The sequence below is a fragment of the Streptomyces sp. NPDC006476 genome, from assembly GCF_040612015.1.
Taxonomy (GTDB): Bacteria; Actinomycetota; Actinomycetes; order Streptomycetales; family Streptomycetaceae; genus Streptomyces; species Streptomyces griseorubiginosus_B.
Map to the genome: position 1 here is coordinate 84,000 of NZ_JBEXPK010000001.1, position 22,589 is coordinate 106,588.

The following is a 22,589-nucleotide window of genomic DNA, read 5'->3' on the forward strand; positions in this document are numbered from 1 at the left end:
CCGCCTACTGGTCGGCACGCAGGCTGAACTCCAGCCCCTCCTCGGCCAGTTCACCGAGCCACCGCTCCGACCGGGCGGCCGTCTCCGCCGCCCGGTTCAGGCCCGCGGGCAGGGTGCCGTCGAGGATGTGGCGGACGCCCAGGGCCAGGGGACGGGAGACGCAGCGGGCCATCGCGCTCTCCCGCGCGTCGCCGACCAGGTCGAGGAGGTAGCTCCCCGACCAGCTCCGCCCCTCCTCCGCCCGCACGTCCAGTGACACGGCGAGCACGACCCGGTCCCGGTCGGCGTCCGTGGTCGGGTAGCGGTCGGCCAACTCCCGTGCCAGCGCGGCGATCCGGGCGTCGTCCCCGCCCTTCAGCTCCTCGAACACCGACTCCCAGGCCCGCAGCCAGCCCTCCAGCCGCAGCGTGCCGCGCACGAAGGACCGCGCCTGCCAGGCGGCCGGCAGCCCGTACTGCTCGACGAAGGGGACGCTGTCGCGGTTCGGGTACACCTCGAAGGTCTCACCGTCCAGGACGTGCGGCCGGGTGACCTCCCAGGGCCGGTGGGCGGTGACGGCCACTCCGTCCTCGAGGTAACGCGCGGGCGACCGCAGGGCGTTGAGGACGCCCGCGGGTGCCCAGCTGAAGCGGTACCTGAAGTCGTTCGGGACGGCGGGGATGCCTCCGCAGTAGGACGTGAAGGCGTACGAGGCCGCCGTGGCGTCGCCGACGACCTCACGGGCGCGGGCGACGAGGCTGTGAGCGAAGAGGTGGTCGATGCCGGGGTCGAGCCCGGCCTCCGTGAGGACGACCAGGCCGGCCTTCGCGGCCTGGGGGACCTGCTCCAGGACGGCGTCGGAGACATAGCTGGAGCAGGCGAAATGGGCGCCGGCGGCCACGCAGGCCGCCAGGACGCCGGTGTGCTCGGGCGCGGGCAGCATCGACACGACGACGTCGCCGGGCGCCAGTTCGGCGGTGAGCGCGGGGAGCGTGTAGGCGCGGGGTTCGGCGCGTCCGGTGAGGCCCAGCCGGCCGAGGGCCTCGGCGGCGCGTTCCTCGGTGCGGTGCCACAGCCGTACGCGAGGGGCGCTGTCGCAGAGCCGGGCCAGACCGCTGCCCGTGGACAGTCCGGCGCCGATCCAGTGGACGGTGCCGCTCGCGGCGACGCGGTCAGCCACGGAACTCCCCTTCCTGGATGCCGAGTTCACGGCAGGCCTGGTGGAACCGGTCCAGACAGCGGCCCCACGGCCCGCCGACCCCGAACTCCAGCAGTTGCAGTACAAGCGCCGCGGAGAAGTCGGTGCTGGACTCGCGCGGGAGCAGGGAGGGCAGGTTGTCGATGGCGATGAGGTCGAGCGGGGGTTCCTTGCGCAGGCGTCGGGCCGGATCCGTCCAGTCGGTGGTGCGGTCGTAGACCGGCAGGACGTTCAGGGGTGAGCCGACGTCGCAGGTGACGTCGCAGAGGGTGCGCAGGCGGCGGGCGGGGTCGTCGAGGTCCTGCTCGCGCACGAAGGGCGGGACGGGGCTGATGGCGAGGACGCAGTTCACCATGAGGTCGTGGGCGAGCAGCGCCGGGCGGTCCAGGTCGCGGGTCTCGGCCAGGTCCCAGCAGGTCGGCTCGATCCCGGCCGTGTGGAGGGCGACGCGGGCTCCCCGGCCGCTGCGGCCCAGCGCGCCGATCACCAGGGCCGTGAACTTTTCGTCCCCTTCGGCGCGTTGGAGCGTCTCGTCGAGCTCCTCCTTCGAGGTGGGCGTGAGGGGGGCGACCAGCCTGCCCCGGTGCTGGAGCACGGCGAGGGCGGCGCCGAGGTAGCCGGCCCAGAAGCCGAAGGCGGCCAGCCGGCGGCCGTCGTCGTCCACCAGGTACTCGAGGTCGAGGAGTCGACCTCCCCCGGCGGCGAACCGCCGCAGCAGGGTCTCCGCTCCCGGCTGCCGCTTGTAGGCGTGGCCGAAGAAGATGTGACGGTGAGTCAGTTCCGCTGGTCCGGTTGGGAGTTCCTTGAGGCCCAGGATCACGGCGTCACGGGGCGCCGACACCCACGTCCCCGAGGGCGCGACCGCGCAGCCCGCCGCCTGGTACTCCTCGATCGGGAAGATCCGCTGCGGGGACTCCTCCACCGTCAGCGTCACTCCGGCCTCGACGAGCCGACGCGCGTCGGACGGCACGATCGGTGTGCGTCGTTCGGTCGTGCGGTCCTCGTGGCGCAGCCACAGGTGGAGCTCTGTCATACGAGGTTGGCCTCCGGGCGCGGGGCGTCGGCCGCGAAACGGTCGGCGCTCAAGGGGCTGACGTCCACGAAGGGTACGCGGCCCAGGTACAGGTCGCGGATCACCTCGCCGACGGCGGGTCCCTGCAGGAAGCCGTGCCCGGAGAAGCCGGTGGCGTACAGGAAGCGGGAGACGGAAGTGGCCTCGCCGATCAGGGCGTTGTGGTCCGGGGTGATCTCGTACAGGCCCGCCCAGGTGCCGGTGCGGCGCAGGTCGAGCAGGGCCGGGGCGCGCTGTTCCATCGCGGCGGCCAGGCGGGGGATCCAGCGGTCGTGGGGGTCGGTGGCGAAGCCGGGCTGCTCGTCGGGGTCGGACATGCCCAGCAGGAGACCGGGGCCCTCGGCGTGGAAGTAGAGGCTGGTGGTGAAGTCGATCGTCATGGGAAGGTCGGGCCGCAGTCCCGCGACGGGTTCCGTGACGGCGATCTGGCGACGCAGCGGCACCACCGGCAGCTGGACGCCGGCCATCGCGCCGACCGCCCGGGACCAGGGGCCGGCCGCGCAGATCACCGTGTCGGTGGCGATGCGGCCGAGGGTGGTGGAGACGGCGGTGACGGTGGTGCCCTGCCGTTCGATGCCGGTGGCCTCGGTGTGCCGCAGGATGCGCACGCCCAGGGCGCGGGCGGTGGAGGCGTAGCCGTGGACGACGGCCTCGGGGGTGCAGTGGCCGTCGTCCGGTGAGAAGGCGGCGGCGAGCAGGCCGTCGGTGCTGATCAGCGGCGACAGCTTGCGGGCCTCCTTCGGGGTGATCAGGCGGCTGGGCACGCCGAGGGAGTTCTGCAGCCCCACGCCCGCCTCGAACGAGGCGACCTCCTCCGGCGTCGACAGCAGGAACAGATAGCCGACCCGGTGCAGCCCGATGTCGTACCCGATCTCCTCCTGGAACCGGCCGAAGGCCTCCAGACTGCGCGCGCCGAGCTGGATGTTGAGCTCGTCGGAGAACTGCGCCCGTACCCCGCCCGCGGCCTTCGAGGTGGAGCCGGAGGCGAGTTCGTCCCGTTCGACGAGGACGAGGTCACGGACACCGGCGGCGGCGAGGTGGTAGGCGATGCTCACGCCCATCACCCCACCGCCGATGATCACGGCGCTGGCCCGCATCCGCACCGCGATCAGGACAGGTGGGCCACGGCGTCCAGATGCGGCAGCACATGATCGAGCCGTTCCCGCTTGGTGCGCAGGTAGGTGATGTTGCTCTCGCACGGCTGGATCAGCAGCGGGACCGTTTCGGCGACCTTGATGCCGTGCTGCAGCAACGCCTCGCGCTTGCGCGGGTTGTTGGACATCAGACGGACCGAGTTCACGCCCAGGTCGTGCAGGATCTCCGCGGCGACGCCGTAGTCCCGGGCGTCCACCGGCAGTCCGAGCGCCAGGTTCGCCTCGACCGTGTCCAGGCCCTCCGCCTGCAGCGCCATCGCCCGCAGCTTGGCCAGCAGACCGATGCCGCGGCCCTCGTGGCCCCTCAAGTACACGACGATGCCGCTGCCTTCGGCGACGACGGCCTTCAGCGCGGAGGCCAGCTGGTCGCCGCACTCGCAGTGCTGGGAGCCGAACGCGTCACCGGTCAGGCACTCGGAATGCAGGCGCGTGAGAACGTCGTCCGCGCCGATCTCGCCGTACACCAGGGCGACTTGTTCGTCGCCGCGGTCGTGATCCATGTAGCCCACCGCCCGGAATTGCCCGTACACCGTGGGCAGCGGTGCATTCACGATCCGTTCCACACCCGTGCGCTGCGGGGACTTCTTGCCGAGGACGCCGATTTTATCTGTCATGATCTGATTCCTAAACAGAGACGAAAGGCCGTGAAGAAATGAGTGGTTCGGGCGCGCGTACGGCGGCGGACGGGCTGGTGCCGGCGGACACTACGGAAGAGGTACGGACCAGAGCGGCGGGTGTCTCAACGCAGGTCGCCGTCCTTCCGGTGGGCAGCTTCGAACAGCACGGTCCGTTCCTTCCGCTGGCGACCGACACGCTGGTCGCCTGTGCCGTGGCCCGGGAGATCGCCGCGGCGTACCCGGTGCACCTCCTCCCCCCGGTGACGATCTCCTGCTCGCACGAGCACGCCGCCTGGCCCGGTACCGTCAGCATCTCCTCGGTCACCCTTCACGCGGTGGTTCGGGACATTGCGGACTCGCTGCGCCGCTCCGGCGTCGACGTCCTGGTGGTCGTCAACGGGCACGGCGGCAACTACGTGCTGGGAAACGTCGTCCAGGAAGCCTCCGCGCGCGGCGAGCGCATGGCGCTGTTCCCGGCCGCCGAGGACTGGGAAGCGGCTCGGCTGCGGGCGGGGGTCACCACCTCGCTGCTGACCGACATGCACGCGGGAGAAATCGAGACCTCCATCCTTCTGCACGCTCACCCGGAATTCCTCCGGCCCGGTTATGAGACCTCCGATTTCGTCGCGGACGACCGTCGCCATCTGCTCACCCTCGGTATGTCCGGCTATACCGATTCGGGCGTCATCGGACGCCCTTCGCTCGGTTCCGCGGAAAAGGGGAAGGAACTGCTGGCGAGCCTCGCGGATTCCTTCGGCGCGTATTTCTCGCTGCTCACGTCGGCGGACGACCGCGGGTAGTCGGCGCCCGCGTCGGTCCCGGCGCGCAGGCCCTCGTACCAACGGGCGACGAGGACGGCCGCGCCGGGCAGGGCGGCGACGAAGCTGAGCACGCCGTAGACCACGGCGACGGCCACGCCGCTGCTCGCGCCGAGTCCGGCCGCGCCGAACGCCCAGGCGGTGGCGCCCTCGCGGGGCCCGAAACCGCCGACGTTCAGCGGGATTCCCATGGCGAGCAGCGCCAGTACGGCCAGCGGCAGCAGGACGGCGACGGAGGCTCCGGAGCCGGCGACGCGGGCCGCGAGCACGAACATGGCGAGGTGTCCGGCGAGGACGAGGAGCGAGGACAGGGCGACCCCGGGCCCGTTGCGGCGGGAGAACAGTCCCTCGCGGGCCTCGGCGAGCGTCGCGCGCAGGGCGCGGCCGCGGCGGGAGGGCGCCCGGTTCATCCGCAGAGCCAGGACGACGGCGAGCGCGCCCACCACGGCCAGCGCGACCAGCGGGGCGAAGCTGCGCACCTCGGCCAGCACCGGGGACGGCAGGGTCAGCAGCACCGCGCCACCGACGACGGCCAGCGCGATCTGTCCGGCGACCCGTTCGAGCACCACCGTCCGCACACCGCGGCCGAGGTCACCGGCGTTCTTCCCGTGCCGCACCGCACGGTGCACGTCCCCGAGGACACCGCCGGGCAGGGCGGCGTTCAGGAACAGGGCGCGGTAGTAGTCGGCGACGGCCGCGCCGAGCGGCAGCTCGATCCTGAGCCCCCGGGCCACCAGCGCCCAACGCCAGGCGCTGAGCACGGTGGTGACGGCGCCGATAACGAGGGACAGCACCAGCGTCGTGGCGTCGATCCGCCGCAGCCCGTCCAGCAGCACGCCGGTGCCGAGATGCCACAGCAGGGCGCCGAGGATGACGGCGCCGGCGACCGAGCCGAAGTGGGTGCGCAGAGCACGGGAGTTGAGACGGTTCAGGAGGCTCCGCCACCAGGGCGCCGCGGACGGGGTTCCGGTCCGCGCGGAGGAGACGATCACGCCGATGCGGTCCGCGGAGACGGCGAGTTCGCCGGCCCGCGCCCGCAGGGCCGCGTCGCGCGCCGCGAGACAGTCCTTGCCGTCCTCCCACACCTCGACCACGACGGACGGCACACCGCCGCCGGCCGCGCCCGCGGGTGCCGGAAGGACCGGCCCCTCGGCGCGCACGCCCCTCGGCGCCCCGGACACCACGTCCACGTCCCGCCCGGCCTTCGTCGCGCCGCGCACCACGAACGCCCGCACCGTCTCCACGCTCATGACGCCCCGCCCACCGGCCGGGACAGCGCCAGCAGGTCGCTGTGGTGGACGGTGACGTGGAGCTCGCCGGCCTCGCAGGCGGCCAGCCGGTCGCGCAGATACCGTTCTGCGCGCGATGCCAGCTCCGGGCGCTCCTCGACGGCCGCGCCGACCCAGCCGCGCAGCCACTGGGCGGTCAGCGCCGCCTCGCCGGGGCCGAGCCGCCAGGGGCTCGGGTTGACCCGTACCGTGGCGCCCCGCTCCGAGAAGGCCTCGCAGGCCACCGTGACCGCGTCCGGGCCGAGCAGCCCGTCGCGGCGCTGGTGGGCGTTGAAGGCCTCCATGATCTCCTCGTCCATCGGGTCGGGCGGGGAGAGTTCGACGCGGCCCGCGACCGAGAGGGTCAGCAGGGCCGGGGAGCCCGCACCGGTGCAGGCGGCGGCGAGGGTGTCGATCTCCTCGCGGGTGAGGACGTCGAGCAGGGCCGAGGCGGTCACCAGGGAGGCGCCGGCGAGGGCGTCCGGGGTGAGCCGGGCGACGTCGCCGCGCCGGGTCTCGACGGTGACCCTGCTGCCGTCGGCGGCCGAGCGCGGGGAGGCGACGGCGGCGAAGTGCAACAGGTAGGGGTCGCGGTCGTGCAGGATCCAGTGCTGGGCGCCGTCGAGGCGTGGCGCGAGCCAGCGGCCCATCGAGCCGGTGCCGCAGCCCAGGTCGTGGATGACGTACCCGGCCTTGCCGGGCAGATTGGCGAGCCGGATCCGCAACGGGTCCAGCAGATCGTGCGCCCGGGCCCCGGCGTCGGCGGGCTCCCGCAGCTCCAGCCACTCGGGCGCGTAGCGCGGCGGCTCGTCCGGCCCGGTCTCCCGCAACCGCACGGTGGCCCGCTCCCCGGGCCCCTGGACGGGCCCGGAACCGGGGATCACGCCCCGCGCGGCGGCGTCCGCCACCGGGCTGCCACCGTTCCCGGCCACCTGGCGGCCGCCGTCCGCCGCCGGACCGGTCCCCGGCTCGTGGCGGTCCGTCGCGACCGTCCGGTCCTCAGCGTTCGTGCGGGTGTCCGCCGCCTGCGTTGCCATCTGCTGCCCCCGAACCGTTTCCTTCGGACCCGGCTGTGCCGGGATCTTTCCGCCGGTCTGCGCCGGTGCGGTCCTGTTCATGCCGCCCTCCTGGGTTCGCTCGGCAGCCGGCCCAGTACTCCGGCGAGGCTGCGGGCCGTGGTCGCCCAGCCGTCCAGGGCGGCCCGCCGGCCCCGGGCGGCGGCCTTCAGCCGGCGTCGTACGTCGGCCTCGCCGAACCAGCCGCGCAGTTCGGCGGCGAGGGCGGCGGGGTCCTCCGGCGGCACGAGGATGCCGGGCACCCCGCCGTCGGGGGCGCGGCCGACCGCCTCGGGCAGGCCCCCGACATCCGTCGCGAGCACCGGGATGCCGCGTGCCAGGGCCTCGGTGACCGCCATGCCGTACGTCTCCGCGTAGGAGGTCAGCACCATCAGGTCGGCGGCGTGGTAACTGGCGTCGAGCTCGGCACCGGCCTGCGGACCCGCGAGGTGGATGCGGCCCTCCAGACCGTTCTCCCTGATCAGCTGCCGCAGATGGGCGACGTACTCCGGGTCCTGCCCGAGTCCGCCGACGCACACGCAGCTCCACGGCAGGTCGGCCGCCGCGGCCAGCGCCTGCACCAGCCGGTGCTGCCCCTTGCGCGGGGTCACCGCGGCCACGCACAGCAGCCGCGAGACACCGTCGGTGCCGGAGGCGAGGGGCGCGATGTCGGCGCCGGGGGCGGCGACATGGACCCGCTCGGGCGCGAGCCCGTGGTGCGAGACGAGCCGGCGGACCGCCCAGTCGCTGGTGGCGACGACCGCGGGCACGGCCCGCAGCACGTCCCGCTCCTTGGCGTCCAGCTCGGCGGCCACCGCGGGCTCGAGGCCCGTCTCGTCGCCGAGCGGCAGATGCACCAGCACGGCGAGGTTCAGCCGCTCCGTTTCCGGTACGACGATCTCGGGCACCCCGCAGGCGACGATCCCGTCCAGCAGGACGACCGCCCCGTCGGGGAACTGGCGCAGCGTCCGTGCCAGTTCCGCGCGGGCCGCCGCCCCGGGCCGGGGCCACTCGCCGGCCACGGCGTGCTTGTGGACCTGCCAGCCGAAGCCGGGCAGATCCAGGCTCACCCGCCGGTCGTAGGCGTTGCCGCCGCTCGGCGCGGCGGGGTCGTCGACGCCGCCCGGCATGACGAAGTGCACCAGGCGCAGGGACATGGGCAGGATCTCGGCCTTCTTGACGGCGGCGTTCTGCACGGGCACATAGCCCAGCGCCGGGTTCCCCACCTTCTCCAAGGTCACGTCGGTCACAGGGCACGCTCGTAACTCGCCCAGGCGATGTGCGACTCGTGCAGGGTGACGGCGATCTGGGCGATGCCCTTGGCGCCCTCACCGAGCGCGCCCTTCTCGATGCGCTCTGCGAGCCGGTCGGCGATGACCTTGGCGAGGAACTCCGTGGAGGTGTTGGTCCCGGCGAACGCGGGTTCGTCGTCGAGGTTTCTGTAGTTCAGCTCGCTGACGACCGCGCCGAGTTCCTGGGTGGCCAGTCCGATGTCGACGACGATGTTGTCGTCGTCCAGCTGCTCGCGCCGGAAGGTGGCGTCCACCAGGAACGTCGCTCCGTGCAGGCGCTGCGCGGGTCCGAAGACCTCGCCGCGGAAGCTGTGGGCGATCATGATGTGATCGCGGACGGTGACACTGAACAACGGACGACCCTCCAGGTGCGGCGCGTCTGGTCCCCCGGCCATCGGCCGCCGGGGGATGCCGTGTAGTACGGCTCTTCGGTTCCCCGTGTTCAGCCCCGCCTCACTCTTTTCTCAGGTCAGGCGGTCTTGCGTGGCCGAAAAGTCGTCCCGGATTGAACGACTCCGTCAGGCTGTGTCCGCGTACCTGACCCGGTGGCACAGCGCCGGGATCTCCCCGGAGGCCAGCCTCGGCAGGACGTCGGGCAGTTCCTCGAAGGCGGACTCCCCCGTGACCAGGGCGTCCAGCCCCGGGTCGGCGAGCAGATCGAGGGCGAGCGCGAGCCGGTCGGCGTAGCTGCGGCTGGAGCGGCGGGCCGGGGAGACGGTGCCGACCTGGCTGCTGCGGATGACCAGGCGCCGGGAGTGGAAGGCCTCGCCGAGCGGGAGGGCCACCTGCCGGTCGCCGTACCAGCTCAGCTCCAGCACCGTGCCCTCGGCGGTGAGCAGCTCCAGGGCCCGGGCGAGCCCCTGCTCGGTGGCGCTGGCGTGCACGACCAGATCGCACTCGCCTAGGGCGTCGGCGGGCAGCGCGAAGCCGACGCCGAGCGCCTCTGCGATCTTGGCCCGGCCGGGATCGGCGTCCACCAACTGGACGCGCACGCCCGGGAAGCGGGCGAGCAGCGCGGCCACGGAGCAGCCGACCATGCCCCCGCCCACCACGGCGATCCGGTCCCCGACCAGTGGCGCGGCGTCCCACAGCGCGTTCACGGCGGTCTCCACCGTCCCGGCGAGGACGGCCCGCTCGGCGGGCACGGTGTCCGGAACGACGGTCACGGCGGAGGCGGGGACGACGTACCGCGTCTGGTGTGGATACAGACAGAAGACCGTCCGCCCGACCAGATCCGCCGCGCCCGCCTCCACGACACCGACGCTGAGGTAGCCGTACTTCACGGGGGCGGGGAAGTCGCCCTCCTGGAACGGCGCCCGCATGGCCGCGTGCTGGCTTTCGGGAACACCTCCGCGGAAGACGAGCGTCTCCGTCCCCCGGCTGACCCCGGAGTAGAGCGCACGCACCAGCACCTCGCCCTCACCGGGTTCGGGCAGGTGGACGTCTCGTATCTCGCCCTGTCCCGGACGGCTGAGCCAGAACGCGCGGGCGATCAGGTTCATCTGACGTCCTCCTGAACGATCGGGAAGTGGTTCACGTACCGAGGTGTGCACAGGCCGCGCACAGTACGCGGCGTTGATCGACTCTGTCATACGGCCGGAGGGTGTGCGGTGGCCCTGAACAACACTTACGACGCGAGGCTGGTCCAGCAGGAGACCGCTGTGGGAGCGGGCGTTCAGATCCTGTTGCTGGCCCTGCTCGGCACGGCGATCGGCATGGGGCCGGCGGGTTGGCTGACCGGCCTCGCCTTCGCCGTCGCCACCTGGGCGGTGCTCTCCCGGGCGCTGCACCGCACCCGGCCGCGTTCCTTCGGCCCGGCCAACCGGGTGACGCTCGGCCGCGCGACCCTGGTGGGCGGGGTCACCGCCCTGGTCGCGGACTCCTTCGAGAGCTCCCCGCCGGTCACCGCCCTCGTCGGCCTCACGGCGGTCGCGCTGATCCTCGACGGCGTGGACGGCAAGGTCGCCCGCGCCACGAACACGTCCACGCCGCTGGGCGCACGCTTCGACATGGAGGTGGACGCGTTCCTGATCCTCGTCCTCAGCGTGTACGTCTCCATGGAGTTCGGCCCGTGGGTCCTGCTGATCGGCGGCATGCGGTACGGCTTCGTGGCCGCGGCCCGTGTCTGGCCGTGGCTGAACGCCGAGCTCCCGCCGAGCATGGCCCGCAAGACGGTGGCCGCGATGCAGGGCATCTGCCTGCTGCTGTCCGCCTCGGGCTACCTGCCGAGCACGGCGTCCCTGACGGTCGTCCTCATCGCCCTCGCCTCCCTGACCTGGTCCTTCGGCCGGGACGTCCGGTGGCTCCACCGCAACTCCCGCGTCCAGGACGCGGAGGTCGCGGAGATCCTGGAACTGGCGGCGGAGGAGCGGGAGGCCGTGGCGTCCTGAAGGACGCGGCGGTGACGCGCCGGACACACCGGGAAGCGGTCCGGCGACATCCTCGGGACGCGGACTGTGCCGATGTACGGCTGCGCCGCGCGAGGCCGTGCCGTCCGCCCCACCCGGCCGCGCGTCACTGACGCCTCAGGCCGCCTTCCGGGCCCGCACGATGAGCCGGACACCGAGGACAGCACCCCGGTGATGCCGGCGTTGCGGCCGGCGGTCGTGCCGTCCGCCCCACCCGGCCGCGCGTCACTGACGCCTCAGGCCGCCTTCCGGGCCCGCCCCCGATGCGCCCGGATGATGTCCGCGTACCGGTACCCGGTGCCCTTGATGGTCCGTTTCTGTGTCCGGTAGTCCACGTGCACCAGCCCGAACCGCTTGTCGTAGCCGTACGCCCACTCGAAGTTGTCCAGCAGCGACCACGCGAAATATCCGGCCAGCGGGGCCCCCTTGCGGACGGCGGACGCGCAGGCGGCGAGGTGGCGCACCAGGTAGTCCTGGCGTTCGGGGTCGTCGACGGTGCCGTCCGGGCGTACGACGTCCGGGTATGCGGAGCCGTTCTCGGTGACGTAGATCTTCCGTGCCCCGTACTCCTCCGTCAGGCGGAGCAGCAGCGTCTCGATGTCGTGCGCGTCGATCTCCCAGTCCATGCCGGTGCGCGGGACGCCGATGCGGCGGACCGAGCGGACGTGCGGCGCGGGGGCGGAGGGGTCGTCTGCGACGGTGGCCGGCATGTAGTAGTTCAGGCCGTGCCAGTCGAGCGGGGCGGCGATCCTGGCCAGGTCACCCGCCCGCTCGGGGAGGTCGACGCCGTACACCTCGCGCATGTCGGCCGGGAAGCCCCGGCCGTACACCGGGTCCAGCCACCAGCGGTTGACGTGGCCGTCCTGCCGGCGCGCGGCGCGTACGTCCTCCTCACGGTCGGTGGCGGCGTGCACCGTGGACAGGTTGGTGACGAGGCCGACCTCGGCGGACGGGGCGTCGGCGCGGATCGCCTCGACGGCGAGGCCATGGCCCAGCAGCAGGTGGTACGAGGCCCGGACGGCGGCCGTGAGGTCGGTCAGGCCGGGCGCCATCCTGCCCTCCAGGTGGCCGATCCACGCCGAGCACAGCGGCTCGTTGAGGGTGGCCCAGTGGGTGACCCGGTCCCCGAGGCGGGCGGCGACCACGGAGGCGTACTCGGCGAACGCCACGGCCGTCTCCCGCTCCGGCCAGCCGCCCCGGTCCTGGAGGACCTGGGGCAGGTCCCAGTGGTAGAGGGTGACCGACGGGGTGATGCCCGCTTCCAGCAGCGCGTCGGTCAACTCGTCATAGAAGGCCAGTCCCTTGGAGTTCGCGGGGCCGGACCCTCCCGGCACCACCCTCGGCCAGGCGATCGACAACCGGTAGGCGTTCGCACCCAGTCGACGCATCAGGCCTATGTCCTCGCGCCAGCGGTGATAGTGGTCGCAGGCCACATCTCCGTGGTCGTCGCCGTCGACCTTGCCGGGTGTGTGCGAGAAGGTGTCCCAGATCGACGGGGAGCGGCCGTCCTCGGCGACGGCCCCCTCGATCTGGTACGCCGATGTGGCCGTTCCCCACAGGAAGTCGTGCGGGAAGGCGGCAAGGTCGATGCGGTCGGACACGTAAGTCCCTTCGGACGCAGGAGAATCGGTCACTTGACGGCCCCGGCGGTCAGCCCCGCGACGAGATAGCGCTGCAGCAGCAGGAAGCCGGCGACCACGGGCACGCTGACGACCAGCGAGGCGGCCATGATCTGGTTCCAGTACACGTTGTTGAGCGTGGAGTAGCCCTGGAGGCCGACGGCGAGGGTGCGGGTGGTGTCGTTGGTCATGACGGAGGCGAAGAGGACCTCGCCCCAGGCGGTCATGAAGGCGTAGACGGCGACCGCGACGATGCCGGGGATCGCGGCGGGGACCACCACCCTCAACAGCGCGCCGATCGGGCCGCAGCCGTCCACCAGGGCGGCCTCGTCCAGGTCCTTCGGTACGGAGTCGAAGTACCCGATCAGCATCCAGATCGAGAACGGGAGGGAGAAGGTGAGGTAGGTGAGGATCAGGCCGCCGCGGGAACCGAACAGGGCTATGCCGGTGGCGTTGCCGATGTTGACGTACAGCAGGAACAGCGGGAGCAGGAAGAGGATGCCCGGGAACATCTGCGTGGACAGCACGGTGACCGTGAAGACGCGCTTGCCGCGGAAGCTGTAGCGGCTGACGGCGTACGCGGCGAACACCGCGATCACCACCGAGCAGACGGTCGCCGCACCCGCCACGATCAGCGAGTTCACGAAGTACCGCGCCAGCGGGACCGTCGACCAGATGTCGATGTACGGGCGGACCGTCAGACCGCTGGGCAGCCAGCGGAACTTGCCCGTGACGTCCGCGAGCGGCTTCAGCGAGCTGGAGACCATGACGTAGACCGGCACCAGCACGAAACCGGTGAGGAGGGTGAGGAAGACCCGGCGCGACCAGAGGAACGAACTCGGGGGCGCCATGGGGGACCTAGACATCGCCGGCCCTCCGTCCGCGCGAGGTGAGCGCCAGGTAGACGCCCGTGACGACCAGCAGGAACAGCAGCAGGAGTACGGACATCGCGGACCCGGTGCCGAAGTTCCAGGTGACGAAGGACGCTTGGTAGATGTGCACGGAGATGAGGTCCGCCGCCTCCGGGGCCGACTTGCCGAACAGGACGTAGGGGGTGTTGAAGTCGTTGAACGTCCAGAGGAACAGAACCAGGACCAGCACCTGGTTGACCGGGCGCAGGGACGGCAGCGTGATGCGGCGGATCTGCTGCCACATGCCGGCGCCGTCGAGGGCGGCGGCCTCGTACAACTCCCGTGGGATGTTCTGCAGTCCGGCCATGACGATGAGGAAGGCGAACGGCCAGCCCTTCCACACGGACACGGTCAGCAGCGCGTAGAAGCTGTTGTCGCCGATGAGCCAGAACGACGGCTTGCCGGTGAGGTGCAGCTGGTCGTGCAGGACGTGGTTCACCAGGCCGTTGTCGTGCTGGAACATGAACACCCAGGTGATGACGGCCGCGTAGACCGGCAGGGCGTACGGCACCAGGAACAGCGCCCGCAGCAGACCGCGGCCGGCGAAGGTGTCCTGCATGTAGACCGCCGCCGCCGTGCCGATCAGCCAGCACAGACCGACCGAGAGCAGGGTGAAGGCGACGGTGACGAAGAAGGAGTGCAGCAGAGCCTGGCCGACCGGGGCGTCGAAGTCCACGGAGACCCGGTAGTTGGACAGGCCCGACCAGGGCGCTGTGCCCCAGTCGCGGATGTAGAACTGGGTGAGTTCCTTGAAGCTCATCACGATGCCGATGACCATCGGCACCAGGTGGACGAGGAGTTCGAGGACCAGGGCGGGCAACAGGAGCAGGTACGGGAGCCCGGCGCGGCGGATCCGTCCCGTGCGGCGACGCGGTTCGCGCGCCGCCGCACCGGCGGAACTCCCCCTCACTGGCTCCTTGAGGGCGGTGGTGGTCATCGGGCTCACTTCGCCGGCATCTGCTGCTGGGCCTTCTCCAGCGCGGACTTCACCGAGGCGGTGGTGACGGCGCGTCCGGCCGCCGCGTCGGCGAAAAGGTCCTTGACCGCCGTACCGACCGCGGTCTCGAACTGCGACTCGTCGGCCACCTGTGGCAGCGCCGCGGCGCTCCTGGCGAGGGTGTCCTTCAGCACCGCGTTCGACGGGGAGTTGAAGGTGGCGTCCTCCTGCGCGGCCTTCACCGGCGGGATGGAGCTGTAGGCGGTGTTGAGGATCTTCTGTTCCTCGTCGCTGGTCATGAACTTCACGAACTTCGTGGCGCCGTCGAGGTTGTGGCTGTTCTTGAAGACGGCCAGGTTGATGCCGGCCACCATCGAGTTGACCTGTGTTCCGGTGCCCGGGGTGCCGGACTGCACGGGGACGGGTGCGATGCCGTAGGCGCTCGCGTCCATGCCCTGGGACTTGAGGTTGGCGGCGGCGGACTGCCACAGCAGCATGGCCTGCTTGCCCTTGGCGAAGTCGCTGACCGACTGGTTCTGCGCGTACTCGGCGTCGCCGGTCGGGATGACCTTGTCCTTGGCCATCAGGTCGACGTACTGCTTGACCGCCGTGACCACGCCGTCGTTCGTGAAGTCGGCCTTGCCGTCGGCGGTGAAGAAGTGCGCGCCGTGCTGCTTGGCGAAGACGAAGACGTGGTGGATGTTCTCCGACAGGTTCGAACCCTCCGCGCCCAGCGCGGACTTGCCCTTGGCCTGGATCTTCTTGCCGTCGGTGACCAGTTCCGCCCAGGTGGCCGGGGGTTTGGATATGCCGGCGTCGGCGAAGATCTGCTTGTTGTAGTAGAGGGCGTAGGCCATCGAGTACAGCGGTACGGCGGCCGGGTCCTTGCCCTCGGCGCCCGTGGAGCCGAGGGCCGCGTCGACGAAGCGGTCCTTGCCGCCGATCTTCGCGAAGTTCTTGGCGTCCCAGGGCAGCAGCGCGCCGGTGGCCTGCAGGGAGGCGCTCCAGGTGTTGCCGATGTTCAGGACGTCGGGGCCCTGGCCGGAGGTGGTCGCGGTGAGGATCCGGTTCAGCAGGTCGGACCAGGGCACGACCTCCAGCTTCACCTTGATCCCGCTCTGCTTCTGAAACTTGTCGAGTTCGGGCTGCAGGACCTTCTTGTCGACGGCGATGCTGGCGCCCTGGTTGGAGGCCCAGTAGGTGAGCGTCTTCGGGGAGTCGTTCGACCCTCCGCCGTTCGACGAACCGCCTCCGCAGGCCGAGGCGGCAAGGGCGAGTGACAAGGTGACGGCGCCTACGGCCCCGGCTCGGATGCTGCGCATGGTTCCCGGTGTCCCTTCAGGGAATGCACTCATGGCTTAATTTAGGACGTGAGTTAAACCTCAAGGGATGTCCTCGTCAAGGGGTACGGCACGGCTTGCGGAACTCTGGTCGCACCTCTTGACGCGGTCGTTCGGGTAGTTGAAGCATTCACCGGCGAGAGAGCGCTCCCAGACCCCACCAGGTTCACTTCCTGAACAGGAGAGCCGCCCCATGCCCCTGCCCGCCATCGGCCGCAGAACCGTCCTCGGCGCCGCTGCCGCCACCGCCCCCGCGGTGCTCGGCCTGTCCGCCCCCGCCTCGGCCGCCCCCAAGCCGCCCAGGAAGCCGCGCCTCCTCCCCGGCGGCGGCGACCTGGGCCCGAACGTCCTGGTCTTCGATCCGTCCACCCCCGGCATCCAGTCCAGGCTGGACGAGGTGTTCCGGCAGCAGGAGTCGGCGCAGTTCGGCACCGGCCGCTACGCCCTGCTGTTCAAGCCCGGCACCTACCACGGCCTCAACGCCCAACTCGGCTTCTACACCTCGATCGCCGGCCTCGGCCTGTCCCCCGACGACACCACCATCAACGGGGACGTCACGGTCGACGCCGGCTGGTTCAACGGCAACGCCACGCAGAACTTCTGGCGTTCGGCGGAGAACCTGGCGCTCGTCCCCGCGAACGGCACGAACCGGTGGGCCGTGGCTCAGGCGGCCCCCTTCCGCCGTATGCACGTCCGCGGCGGCCTCAACCTCTCGCCCACGGGCTACGGTTGGGCCAGCGGCGGCTACATCGCCGACAGTCGCGTCGACGGCCAGGTCGGGCCGTACTCGCAGCAGCAGTGGTACACCCGGGACAGCGCGATCGGCAGCTGGCTCAACGGTGTCTGGAACATGGTCTTCTCCGGCGTCGAGGGCGCCCCCGCGCAGAGCTTCCCGAACCCGCCGTACACAACGCTCGACACGACCCCGGTCTCCCGGGAGAAGCCCTTCCTGTACGTCGACGGCTCGGAGCTCCGGGTCTTCCTGCCTGCCAAACGCACCAACGCCCGCGGTGTCACCTGGGGCAGCGGCACTCCGCGCGGCACCTCGCTGCCGTTGTCGCAGTTCTACGTCGCGAAGCCCGGCGTCTCCGCGGCGACCCTCAACCAGGCGCTCACACAAGGACTGCACCTGCTGCTGACGCCGGGCGTCTACCACCTCGACCAGGCCATCCAGGTGAACCGCGCCAACACCGTGCTCCTGGGCCTGGGTTACGCGACTCTCGTGCCGGACAACGGAGTCACGGCCCTGCGGGTCGCCGACGTCGACGGCGTGCGCCTGGCGGGATTCCTGATCGACGCGGGGCCGGTCAACTCCCCGACGCTGCTGGAAGTGGGCCCCCGAGGCGCGTCCAGGGACCACTCCGCCAACCCGACCACCGTCCAGGACGTGTTCGTCCGCATCGGCGGCGCGGGCGCCGGCAAGGCCACCACCAGCATGGTGATCAACAGCCGCCACACCATCGTCGACCACACCTGGGTCTGGCGCGCCGACCACGGCGACGGCGTCGGCTGGGACACCAACCGGGCCGACTACGGCATCGTCGTCAACGGCGACGACGTGCTGTGCACCGGCCTGTTCGTCGAACACTTCAACAAGTACGACGTCCAGTGGTACGGCCGGCGCGGCCGCACCATCTTCTTCCAGAACGAGAAGGCGTACGACGCCCCGAATCAGGCCGCCATCCAGAACGGCCCGGTGAAGGGCTACGCCGCCTACAAGGTCGGCGACGACGTCACCGAGCACGAGGGCTGGGGACTGGGCAGTTACTGCTACTACAACGTCGACCCGACGATCGTGCAGCACAGCGGCTTCGCCGCGCCGAACCGTCCCGGGGTGCGCTTCCACGACCTGCTGGTGGTCTCGCTGGGCGGCAACGGCCAGTACGAGCACGTCATCAACGACACGGGCGCGCCGACGTCCGGTACCTCGACGACGCCGTCGACGGTGGTGTCGTACCCGTGAGCGAGGGGCGGCCCCGCCCGCGTACGGGAGGGGCCGCCCTGTCGGTCACCGGGCCGGCGACACGGCCGGGGCCGGCGCGTAGCCCGTGGGGCGTGCCGTGAAGGTGCCACGGCCCTGCGTCCGGCTGCGCAACCGCGTCGCGTAGCCGAAGAGTTCGGCCAGCGGCACGGTCGCCGTCACGACCGCCGAGCCACCGCGCACGACCGAGCCCGACACGCGTCCGCGACGTGCGGCGAGGTCACCGAGGACGCCGCCGACGGCGTCCTCGGGCACGGTCACGGCGACCTCGACGACCGGCTCCAGCAGGAGCATCGCGCAGGCGCGGAGGGCCTCGCGCAGGCCCAGCCTGCCCGCCGTGCGGAAGGCGGTGTCCGAGGAGTCCTTCACATGGGTCGCCCCGTCGGTCAGGGTGACCCGCAGCCCGGTCACCGGATGCCCGCCGAGCGGACCCTCCGCGAGGGCGTCCCGGCATCCGACCTCGACCGCCCGGACGTACTCCTGCGGCACCCGTCCGCCGACGACCGCCGACCGGAACTCGAACCCGTCCTGGAGCGGCTCGACATCAAGGACGACATGGGCGAACTGCCCTGCCCCACCGTCCTGTTTGACGTGCCGGAAGACGAACCCGGACACCCCGCGGCCGACCGTCTCGTGGTAACTCACCCTCGGACGGCCGACGTTGACCTCCAGCCCGTGGCCGAGCCGGAGTTTCTCCGCCGCGACCTCGAGATGCAGTTCGCCCATGCCGGACAGCACCGTCTGACCGGTCTCCGGATCCGTCCGCACGACCAGCGAGGGGTCCTCCTCGGCCAGCCGCGCGAGCGCGGAGGCGAGCTTGTCGGCATCGGTGCACCTGCGGGCCTCGACCGCGACGGAGACCACCGGTTCGGCGACGCCGGGCGGTTCCAGCACGAGCGGGGCGTCGGGGGCGCACAGCGTCGTGCCGGCGCGGGCGGACTTCAGCCCGCCCACGGCGACGATGTCCCCGGCGACCGCCCGGTCCACGCGGGCGTGGCGGTCGGCCTGCACCCGCAGGATCCGCCCGATGCGCTCGGTGCGCCGCGCACCCGTGTCCCACACGGCGTCTCCCTTCTCGATCGTTCCCGAATACACCCGCATGTACGTCAGCCGCCCGGTCGGGGTGGCGTTCACCTTGAACGCCAGCGCCGCGAACGGCGCATCCGGATCAGCCGCCCGCTCCTGCTCCGTGCCGTCGTGCGTGCCTCGTACGGCGGGCACGTCGAGCGGCGAGGGCAGGTAGGCCACCACGGCGTCGAGCAGCGGCTCGATCCCACGGTTGCGGTAGGCCGAGCCGCACAGCACCACCACGCCGTCACCGCTGCGGGTCAGGTCGCGCAGGGCCGCGGCCAGGGTCTGCGGCGAGAGGACCGTCCGCGAGCAGAACTCGTCGAACGCACCGGTGTGCAGTTCGGCCACCGCCTCTTCCAGCAGCCGCCGACGCCGCTCGGCCTCCTGTCGCAGTTCCTCCGGCACCGGTCCCTCTACGGCTGTGTCGGCGCCGTTGGCCCAGACCAGCGCCCGCATGCGGACGAGGTCGACGACACCGCGGAAGCCGTTCTCGGCGCCGATCGGCAGCTGCACCACCAGCGGTACCGGATGCAGCCGTTCCCGGATGGAGTCGACGGCGGTGTCGAGGTCGGCGCCCGCGCGGTCCATCTTGTTGACGAACGCGATCCTCGGCACACCGTGCCGGTCGGCCTGCCGCCACACCGACTCGCTCTGCGGTTCCACGCCGGCGACGGCGTCGAACACCGCGACCGCGCCGTCGAGCACCCTGAGCGAGCGCTCCACCTCGTCGGCGAAGTCCACGTGCCCCGGAGTGTCGATGAGGTTGATGCGGTGACCGTCCCAGGCGCAGCTCACGGCCGCGGCGAAGATGGTGATGCCGCGGTCGCGCTCCTGCGGGTCGAAGTCGGTGATGGTGGTGCCGTCGTGGACCTCGCCGCGCCGGTGGATGGTGCCGGTGGCGTACAGGATCCGCTCGGTGACGGTGGTCTTGCCGGCGTCGACGTGGGCGAGGATGCCGAGGTTGCGAACGACGGCGAGGGCGTTGAGGTTGGTGCGCACGGCCCGTTGGCCTTTCTGCTGATGTCCGAAGAACTGGACAGGGCAGCGCGATTCCCGGCGAGGACATGGGTGAGGGAGACATGGCCTGACGGCCCGTCAGTCGGCGGGCGTACGACAGGTGTCGGCTTGCTCAGATGCTCGTCACGGGCATCCGGTGCCGGCCGCGCAGCGGGCACCGGGCGGACGAGGACACGAGGATCACCTCGTACTGGGAACGGGGAACGACGACAGCGGTGCGGTACTGCACGGCCGGCTCCCCTCGTCACTCGTCCCGCGCGTCACGGCGACGCACGATGCGTGGCGAGTGTAGAGAAGCCGCAGGGGGCGGGGCACCGGGTTTTTCTCCGCCGGTGGCCTCGGCACTTTTCCGCATGTGACCTTGGTGAACTTCACCGGAACGTCCGGAACTTATCCCCCGGGCCATCAGTTTCCAGGTTGCTGTGGATACCGATGAGGCATCGAGCCGCCATCCGGGCGGGCCGAGCCCGCTTACTGAACGACTGGAGTTCTCATGGCCCTGTGGGACCGCATCAAGGAATCCGCGTCGACGATGCAAACCCAGCTCGTGGCGAAGAAGAACGACCTGAAGAGCGGCGCCTTCCGTGACGCCAGCATGGCCATGTGCGCCCTGGTCGCAGCCGCCGACGGCACCATCGACCCGGCCGAGCGGCAGCGTGTCGCCCAGCTGATCGCGACCAACGAAGTGCTGCAGAACTTCCCCGCCGACGACCTGCGCCGCCGCTTCGAGGAGAACCTGAACAAGCTGACGACCGACTTCGCCTTCGGCAAGGTCAGCGTGCTGCAGGAGATCGCCAAGGCCAAGAAGAAGCCGGCCGAGGCGCGTGCCGTCATCCAGATCGGCATCGTTATCGGCGGCGCCGACGGCGACTTCGACAAGACGGAACAGGCCGTCGTACGGGAAGCGTGCTTCACCCTGGACCTGCCGCCCCACGAGTTCGACCTCTGACGCGCTGATCACCCCACCGGGGCCCGCCCCCGCGCGACGCCTACTTCGACAACGCGAAGTATCTGGCGATCGTGCTGGTGGCGATGGGCCACGCGTGGGCTACTTCTCGCGCAGCTTCGACGCGAGCCTGCGGAAGATCAAGAGGCTGGTCACCGGCGTCGCCGTTCCGTACGTCGTCTTCGAGACGGCGTACACCCTCTTCACCCGCTGGACCGACCAGGCCCCGGACCGGCCGATCACCATCCTGGACCCGCTGTACGTGGTTAGCTGTTCATCTGGCGGCTGACGACCCCACTGTGGAGGCACGTGCGGTGGCCGCTGCCGGTCGCGCTCGTCGTCGCGATGCTGGCGACCGTGGCTCCGTCCATCGGCAACGACCTCGACCTGCAGCGTGTGCTGCAGGTCCTGCCGTACTTCGTGCTCGGCGTTTGTCTGCGGCCTGAGCACTTCAGCCTGGTGCGCCGCTGGAAGGTGCGCCTGCCGGCCCTGCCCGTGTCCCTCTGCGCGCTCGCCGCCTCGTACTGGGCGGGGCGCGCCCGCCTGGTACGGGCCCGTGATGACCCGCCGTGCAGCAGATAGCCGCACAGCGTGCCCGCGCCCAGAGCGGTGAACCACATCCGGCGCCCCGGCACCCAGGACCGAAGCACGCAAGGGTGACGGTGATCTCACCGAGCGGTTCATGGATCCACCCGGTGACGGTGCTGTGCACACCGCCCGTCCGGCGGATCTTCCGCTTCGTCGTGGAGCCGACAATGGGATGGGCGTTCACCGTGGGGTCACGGCGGGCCTCACGATGGTCATGGCCGCGGCCACCTTCTACGGCGGCCGACGCCTACGTACCGCCTGACGCGCCCGCCACTGGTCCCCCGCACGAAACCGCCCAGCCGCACGCGCTCCGAGACCCACCCCCGAAACGCGAAAGACCCCTGATGAACAGGGGTCCTGGCTGGTGCTGGTGTCCGAGGGGGGACTTGAACCCCCACGCCCGATAAAGGGCACTAGCACCTCAAGCTAGCGCGTCTGCCATTCCGCCACCCGGACTAGGTGTCTGTCGCCTGGCCGGGAGTGCTCCCCGCGGCGACATGGACAACAATACCAAGGTTTCGGAGTGCCCTTCACCTGCATATCCGGGCCGTGGAGGCACCTTTTCCGAGGCGCCCGGGCCGAGCAGCACGACACGTCACCGAAGGTGATCGCACGAATACGCCCACCCGCCGGACGCCGGCCTGCGGTGCTTCACGTGAGCGGCTGGACCCCTGTGCTGTCCGCGAAGTCAGCGGCCACCGCCCGCACCTTGCGCTGCTGCTTGCGCGAGAGGTCGACGAGCATCTCGAAAGCGGTGGCCTCGTCGCAGCCGCTGCGGGCCATGAGCATGCCCTTGGCGCGCTCGATCAGGGCGCGCCCCTCCAGGGCCTCTCTGAGCTGGCGGTTCTCGGTTCTGAGCGCCTCCACGTCGTCGATCAGGTCAAGGACCGCACGCATCGCTTCTCTGAGGGTCGCGGCGTGGTCCCGGTCCTCTCGGGCAGCAGAGCCGGTGGCTCCGTCGTGAGACATGGACGCCATGGTTGTCGCGGAATCACAGGTTCAGCAGAGGGTCTGGGAAGAATGAGGTGACTTTCACCCAGGCGTAATCAAGGCGCACATTGATTGCGTTTGACCGTGACAGATGGGGTGACAGTGCACACCTGAGCCCCAACGCGACCAAGTCAAGTAAACAACGGGCTAACTACCGGCGGATACAGGCCGAATCCCCGGCGAATGGCCCGAGCCCGCTGCTAGCCTCTGGCATCCGCTCCTGACCGTGGAGCCCGGTGCGCGTTCGCTTTCCACCGCGCACCTCCGGCACGTCCCGCACCTCCCCGCGTCGCGTCGAGACCGTACGCCCGCGAGGGTCACCGTTCGT

Annotated in this window: 18 protein-coding genes, 1 tRNA gene and 3 pseudogenes; 6 read left to right on the forward strand and 16 right to left on the reverse strand. The window is 71.0% G+C overall.

Features of this window, described 5'->3' with window-relative positions:
- Nucleotides 1–4: 4 nt before the first annotated feature.
- From ABZZ74_RS00375 to ribA, 4 genes are read right to left on the reverse strand one after another with little or no spacing between them, the layout of a single operon-like run.
- Entirely contained in the window at nucleotides 5–1,159 is a 1,155-nt protein-coding gene (locus ABZZ74_RS00375; RefSeq protein WP_356760604.1) for a saccharopine dehydrogenase family protein, read from the reverse strand.
- A complete protein-coding gene (locus tag ABZZ74_RS00380; protein ID WP_356760605.1) occupies nucleotides 1,152–2,210 on the reverse strand; it encodes a saccharopine dehydrogenase in 1,059 nt (352 codons plus the stop codon). Before ABZZ74_RS00380 ends, ABZZ74_RS00375 begins: the two co-directional genes overlap by 8 nt.
- Entirely contained in the window at nucleotides 2,207–3,346 is a 1,140-nt protein-coding gene (locus ABZZ74_RS00385) for an FAD-binding oxidoreductase (RefSeq protein ID WP_356760607.1), read from the reverse strand. The genes ABZZ74_RS00380 and ABZZ74_RS00385 overlap by 4 nt, the downstream gene beginning before the upstream one ends.
- Before the next feature lie 11 nt (nucleotides 3,347–3,357).
- Nucleotides 3,358–4,017 carry a GTP cyclohydrolase II gene (gene ribA, locus ABZZ74_RS00390; protein WP_356760608.1) on the reverse strand — a complete coding sequence of 220 codons (660 nt, stop codon included), beginning with the start codon at nucleotides 4,015–4,017 and terminating at the stop codon, nucleotides 3,358–3,360.
- A 38-nt stretch (nucleotides 4,018–4,055) separates the two neighbouring features.
- On the opposite strand from ribA, the gene ABZZ74_RS00395 reads away from it, so the two are divergent.
- A complete protein-coding gene (locus ABZZ74_RS00395) occupies nucleotides 4,056–4,820 on the forward strand; it encodes a creatininase family protein (RefSeq protein ID WP_356760610.1) in 765 nt (254 codons plus the stop codon).
- Between the two features lie 122 nt (nucleotides 4,821–4,942).
- On the opposite strand, the pseudogene ABZZ74_RS00400 reads toward ABZZ74_RS00395, so the two are convergent.
- The 5 genes and pseudogenes from ABZZ74_RS00400 to ABZZ74_RS00420 form a co-directional block, all read right to left on the reverse strand.
- A pseudogene (locus ABZZ74_RS00400) lies at nucleotides 4,943–6,088 on the reverse strand (lysylphosphatidylglycerol synthase transmembrane domain-containing protein); the annotation flags it as partial.
- A complete protein-coding gene (locus tag ABZZ74_RS00405; protein WP_356760611.1) occupies nucleotides 6,085–7,224 on the reverse strand; it encodes a class I SAM-dependent methyltransferase in 1,140 nt (379 codons plus the stop codon). The gene ABZZ74_RS00405 and the pseudogene ABZZ74_RS00400, both read right to left, overlap by 4 nt.
- Nucleotides 7,221–8,411 carry a glycosyltransferase family 4 protein gene (locus ABZZ74_RS00410; RefSeq protein ID WP_356760613.1) on the reverse strand — a complete coding sequence of 397 codons (1,191 nt, stop codon included), beginning with the start codon at nucleotides 8,409–8,411 and terminating at the stop codon, nucleotides 7,221–7,223. Before ABZZ74_RS00410 ends, ABZZ74_RS00405 begins: the two co-directional genes overlap by 4 nt.
- On the reverse strand, nucleotides 8,408–8,806 hold the full coding sequence (locus tag ABZZ74_RS00415) for a 6-carboxytetrahydropterin synthase (RefSeq protein WP_356760615.1): 399 nt from the start codon (nucleotides 8,804–8,806) through the stop codon (nucleotides 8,408–8,410). Before ABZZ74_RS00415 ends, ABZZ74_RS00410 begins: the two co-directional genes overlap by 4 nt.
- A 165-nt stretch (nucleotides 8,807–8,971) precedes the next feature.
- Entirely contained in the window at nucleotides 8,972–9,955 is a 984-nt protein-coding gene (locus tag ABZZ74_RS00420; RefSeq protein WP_356760617.1) for a dehydrogenase, read from the reverse strand.
- Between the two features lie 108 nt (nucleotides 9,956–10,063).
- Here ABZZ74_RS00420 and ABZZ74_RS00425 point away from each other — a divergent pair, with 108 nt between their 5' ends.
- Nucleotides 10,064–10,843, forward strand: a complete 780-nt coding sequence (locus ABZZ74_RS00425) for a CDP-alcohol phosphatidyltransferase family protein (RefSeq protein ID WP_356760619.1) — start codon at nucleotides 10,064–10,066, stop codon at nucleotides 10,841–10,843.
- Between the two features lie 254 nt (nucleotides 10,844–11,097).
- Here the strand turns inward: ABZZ74_RS00425 and ABZZ74_RS00430 are convergent, their stop codons facing one another.
- The 4 genes from ABZZ74_RS00430 to ABZZ74_RS00445 are packed head-to-tail and all read right to left on the reverse strand — an operon-like array spanning nucleotide 11,098 to nucleotide 15,650.
- Nucleotides 11,098–12,462, reverse strand: coding sequence for a GH1 family beta-glucosidase (locus ABZZ74_RS00430; protein ID WP_356760620.1), 1,365 nt, complete (start codon nucleotides 12,460–12,462; stop codon nucleotides 11,098–11,100).
- Between the two features lie 29 nt (nucleotides 12,463–12,491).
- Complete coding sequence (locus tag ABZZ74_RS00435) at nucleotides 12,492–13,331, reverse strand: carbohydrate ABC transporter permease (RefSeq protein WP_356761087.1); 840 nt, start codon at nucleotides 13,329–13,331, stop codon at nucleotides 12,492–12,494.
- A 7-nt stretch (nucleotides 13,332–13,338) separates the two neighbouring features.
- Complete coding sequence (locus ABZZ74_RS00440) at nucleotides 13,339–14,328, reverse strand: sugar ABC transporter permease (RefSeq protein ID WP_356760622.1); 990 nt, start codon at nucleotides 14,326–14,328, stop codon at nucleotides 13,339–13,341.
- A gap of 5 nt (nucleotides 14,329–14,333) precedes the next feature.
- Complete coding sequence (locus ABZZ74_RS00445; protein ID WP_356760624.1) at nucleotides 14,334–15,650, reverse strand: sugar ABC transporter substrate-binding protein; 1,317 nt, start codon at nucleotides 15,648–15,650, stop codon at nucleotides 14,334–14,336.
- A gap of 211 nt (nucleotides 15,651–15,861) precedes the next feature.
- On the opposite strand from ABZZ74_RS00445, the gene ABZZ74_RS00450 reads away from it, so the two are divergent.
- A complete protein-coding gene (locus ABZZ74_RS00450) occupies nucleotides 15,862–17,631 on the forward strand; it encodes a coagulation factor 5/8 type domain-containing protein (RefSeq protein WP_356760626.1) in 1,770 nt (589 codons plus the stop codon).
- Nucleotides 17,632–17,676: 45 nt separating this feature from the next.
- On the opposite strand, the gene fusA is transcribed toward ABZZ74_RS00450, so the two are convergent.
- The gene (gene fusA, locus ABZZ74_RS00455) at nucleotides 17,677–19,719 is read right to left on the reverse strand and encodes an elongation factor G (RefSeq protein WP_356760628.1); all 2,043 of its coding nucleotides are present in this window, start codon (nucleotides 19,717–19,719) and stop codon (nucleotides 17,677–17,679) included.
- 511 nt (nucleotides 19,720–20,230) lie between these two features.
- On the opposite strand from fusA, the gene ABZZ74_RS00460 reads away from it, so the two are divergent.
- From ABZZ74_RS00460 to ABZZ74_RS00470, 3 genes and pseudogenes are all read left to right on the forward strand, one after another.
- Nucleotides 20,231–20,686: a TerB family tellurite resistance protein gene (locus ABZZ74_RS00460; RefSeq protein ID WP_266962873.1), complete on the forward strand. Its 456-nt coding sequence runs from the start codon at nucleotides 20,231–20,233 to the stop codon at nucleotides 20,684–20,686.
- 32 nt (nucleotides 20,687–20,718) lie between these two features.
- A pseudogene (locus ABZZ74_RS00465) lies at nucleotides 20,719–21,214 on the forward strand (hypothetical protein); the annotation flags it as partial.
- A 164-nt stretch (nucleotides 21,215–21,378) separates the two neighbouring features.
- A pseudogene (locus ABZZ74_RS00470) lies at nucleotides 21,379–21,678 on the forward strand (hypothetical protein); the annotation flags it as partial.
- On the opposite strand, the gene ABZZ74_RS00475 reads toward ABZZ74_RS00470, so the two are convergent.
- Nucleotides 21,640–21,727, reverse strand: a tRNA-Leu gene (locus ABZZ74_RS00475). The pseudogene ABZZ74_RS00470 and the gene ABZZ74_RS00475 overlap by 39 nt on opposite strands.
- Nucleotides 21,728–21,922: 195 nt before the next feature.
- On the reverse strand, nucleotides 21,923–22,240 hold the full coding sequence (locus ABZZ74_RS00480; protein WP_356760630.1) for an ANTAR domain-containing protein: 318 nt from the start codon (nucleotides 22,238–22,240) through the stop codon (nucleotides 21,923–21,925).
- Between the last annotated feature and the right edge of the window lie 349 nt (nucleotides 22,241–22,589).

Coding starts and splice junctions, on each gene's coding strand:
- ABZZ74_RS00460 (WP_266962873.1), top strand. CDS start 20,231: ATGGCCCTGTGGGACCGCATCAAGGAATCCGCGTCGACGATGCAAACC.
- ribA (WP_356760608.1), bottom strand. CDS start 4,017: ATGACAGATAAAATCGGCGTCCTCGGCAAGAAGTCCCCGCAGCGCACG.
- ABZZ74_RS00385 (WP_356760607.1), bottom strand. CDS start 3,346: ATGCGGGCCAGCGCCGTGATCATCGGCGGTGGGGTGATGGGCGTGAGC.
- ABZZ74_RS00480 (WP_356760630.1), bottom strand. CDS start 22,240: ATGTCTCACGACGGAGCCACCGGCTCTGCTGCCCGAGAGGACCGGGAC.
- ABZZ74_RS00445 (WP_356760624.1), bottom strand. CDS start 15,650: ATGCGCAGCATCCGAGCCGGGGCCGTAGGCGCCGTCACCTTGTCACTC.
- ABZZ74_RS00420 (WP_356760617.1), bottom strand. CDS start 9,955: ATGAACCTGATCGCCCGCGCGTTCTGGCTCAGCCGTCCGGGACAGGGC.
- ABZZ74_RS00435 (WP_356761087.1), bottom strand. CDS start 13,331: ATGGCGCCCCCGAGTTCGTTCCTCTGGTCGCGCCGGGTCTTCCTCACC.
- ABZZ74_RS00380 (WP_356760605.1), bottom strand. CDS start 2,210: ATGACAGAGCTCCACCTGTGGCTGCGCCACGAGGACCGCACGACCGAA.
- ABZZ74_RS00450 (WP_356760626.1), top strand. CDS start 15,862: ATGCCCCTGCCCGCCATCGGCCGCAGAACCGTCCTCGGCGCCGCTGCC.
- ABZZ74_RS00395 (WP_356760610.1), top strand. CDS start 4,056: ATGAGTGGTTCGGGCGCGCGTACGGCGGCGGACGGGCTGGTGCCGGCG.
- ABZZ74_RS00440 (WP_356760622.1), bottom strand. CDS start 14,328: ATGACCACCACCGCCCTCAAGGAGCCAGTGAGGGGGAGTTCCGCCGGT.
- ABZZ74_RS00405 (WP_356760611.1), bottom strand. CDS start 7,224: ATGAACAGGACCGCACCGGCGCAGACCGGCGGAAAGATCCCGGCACAG.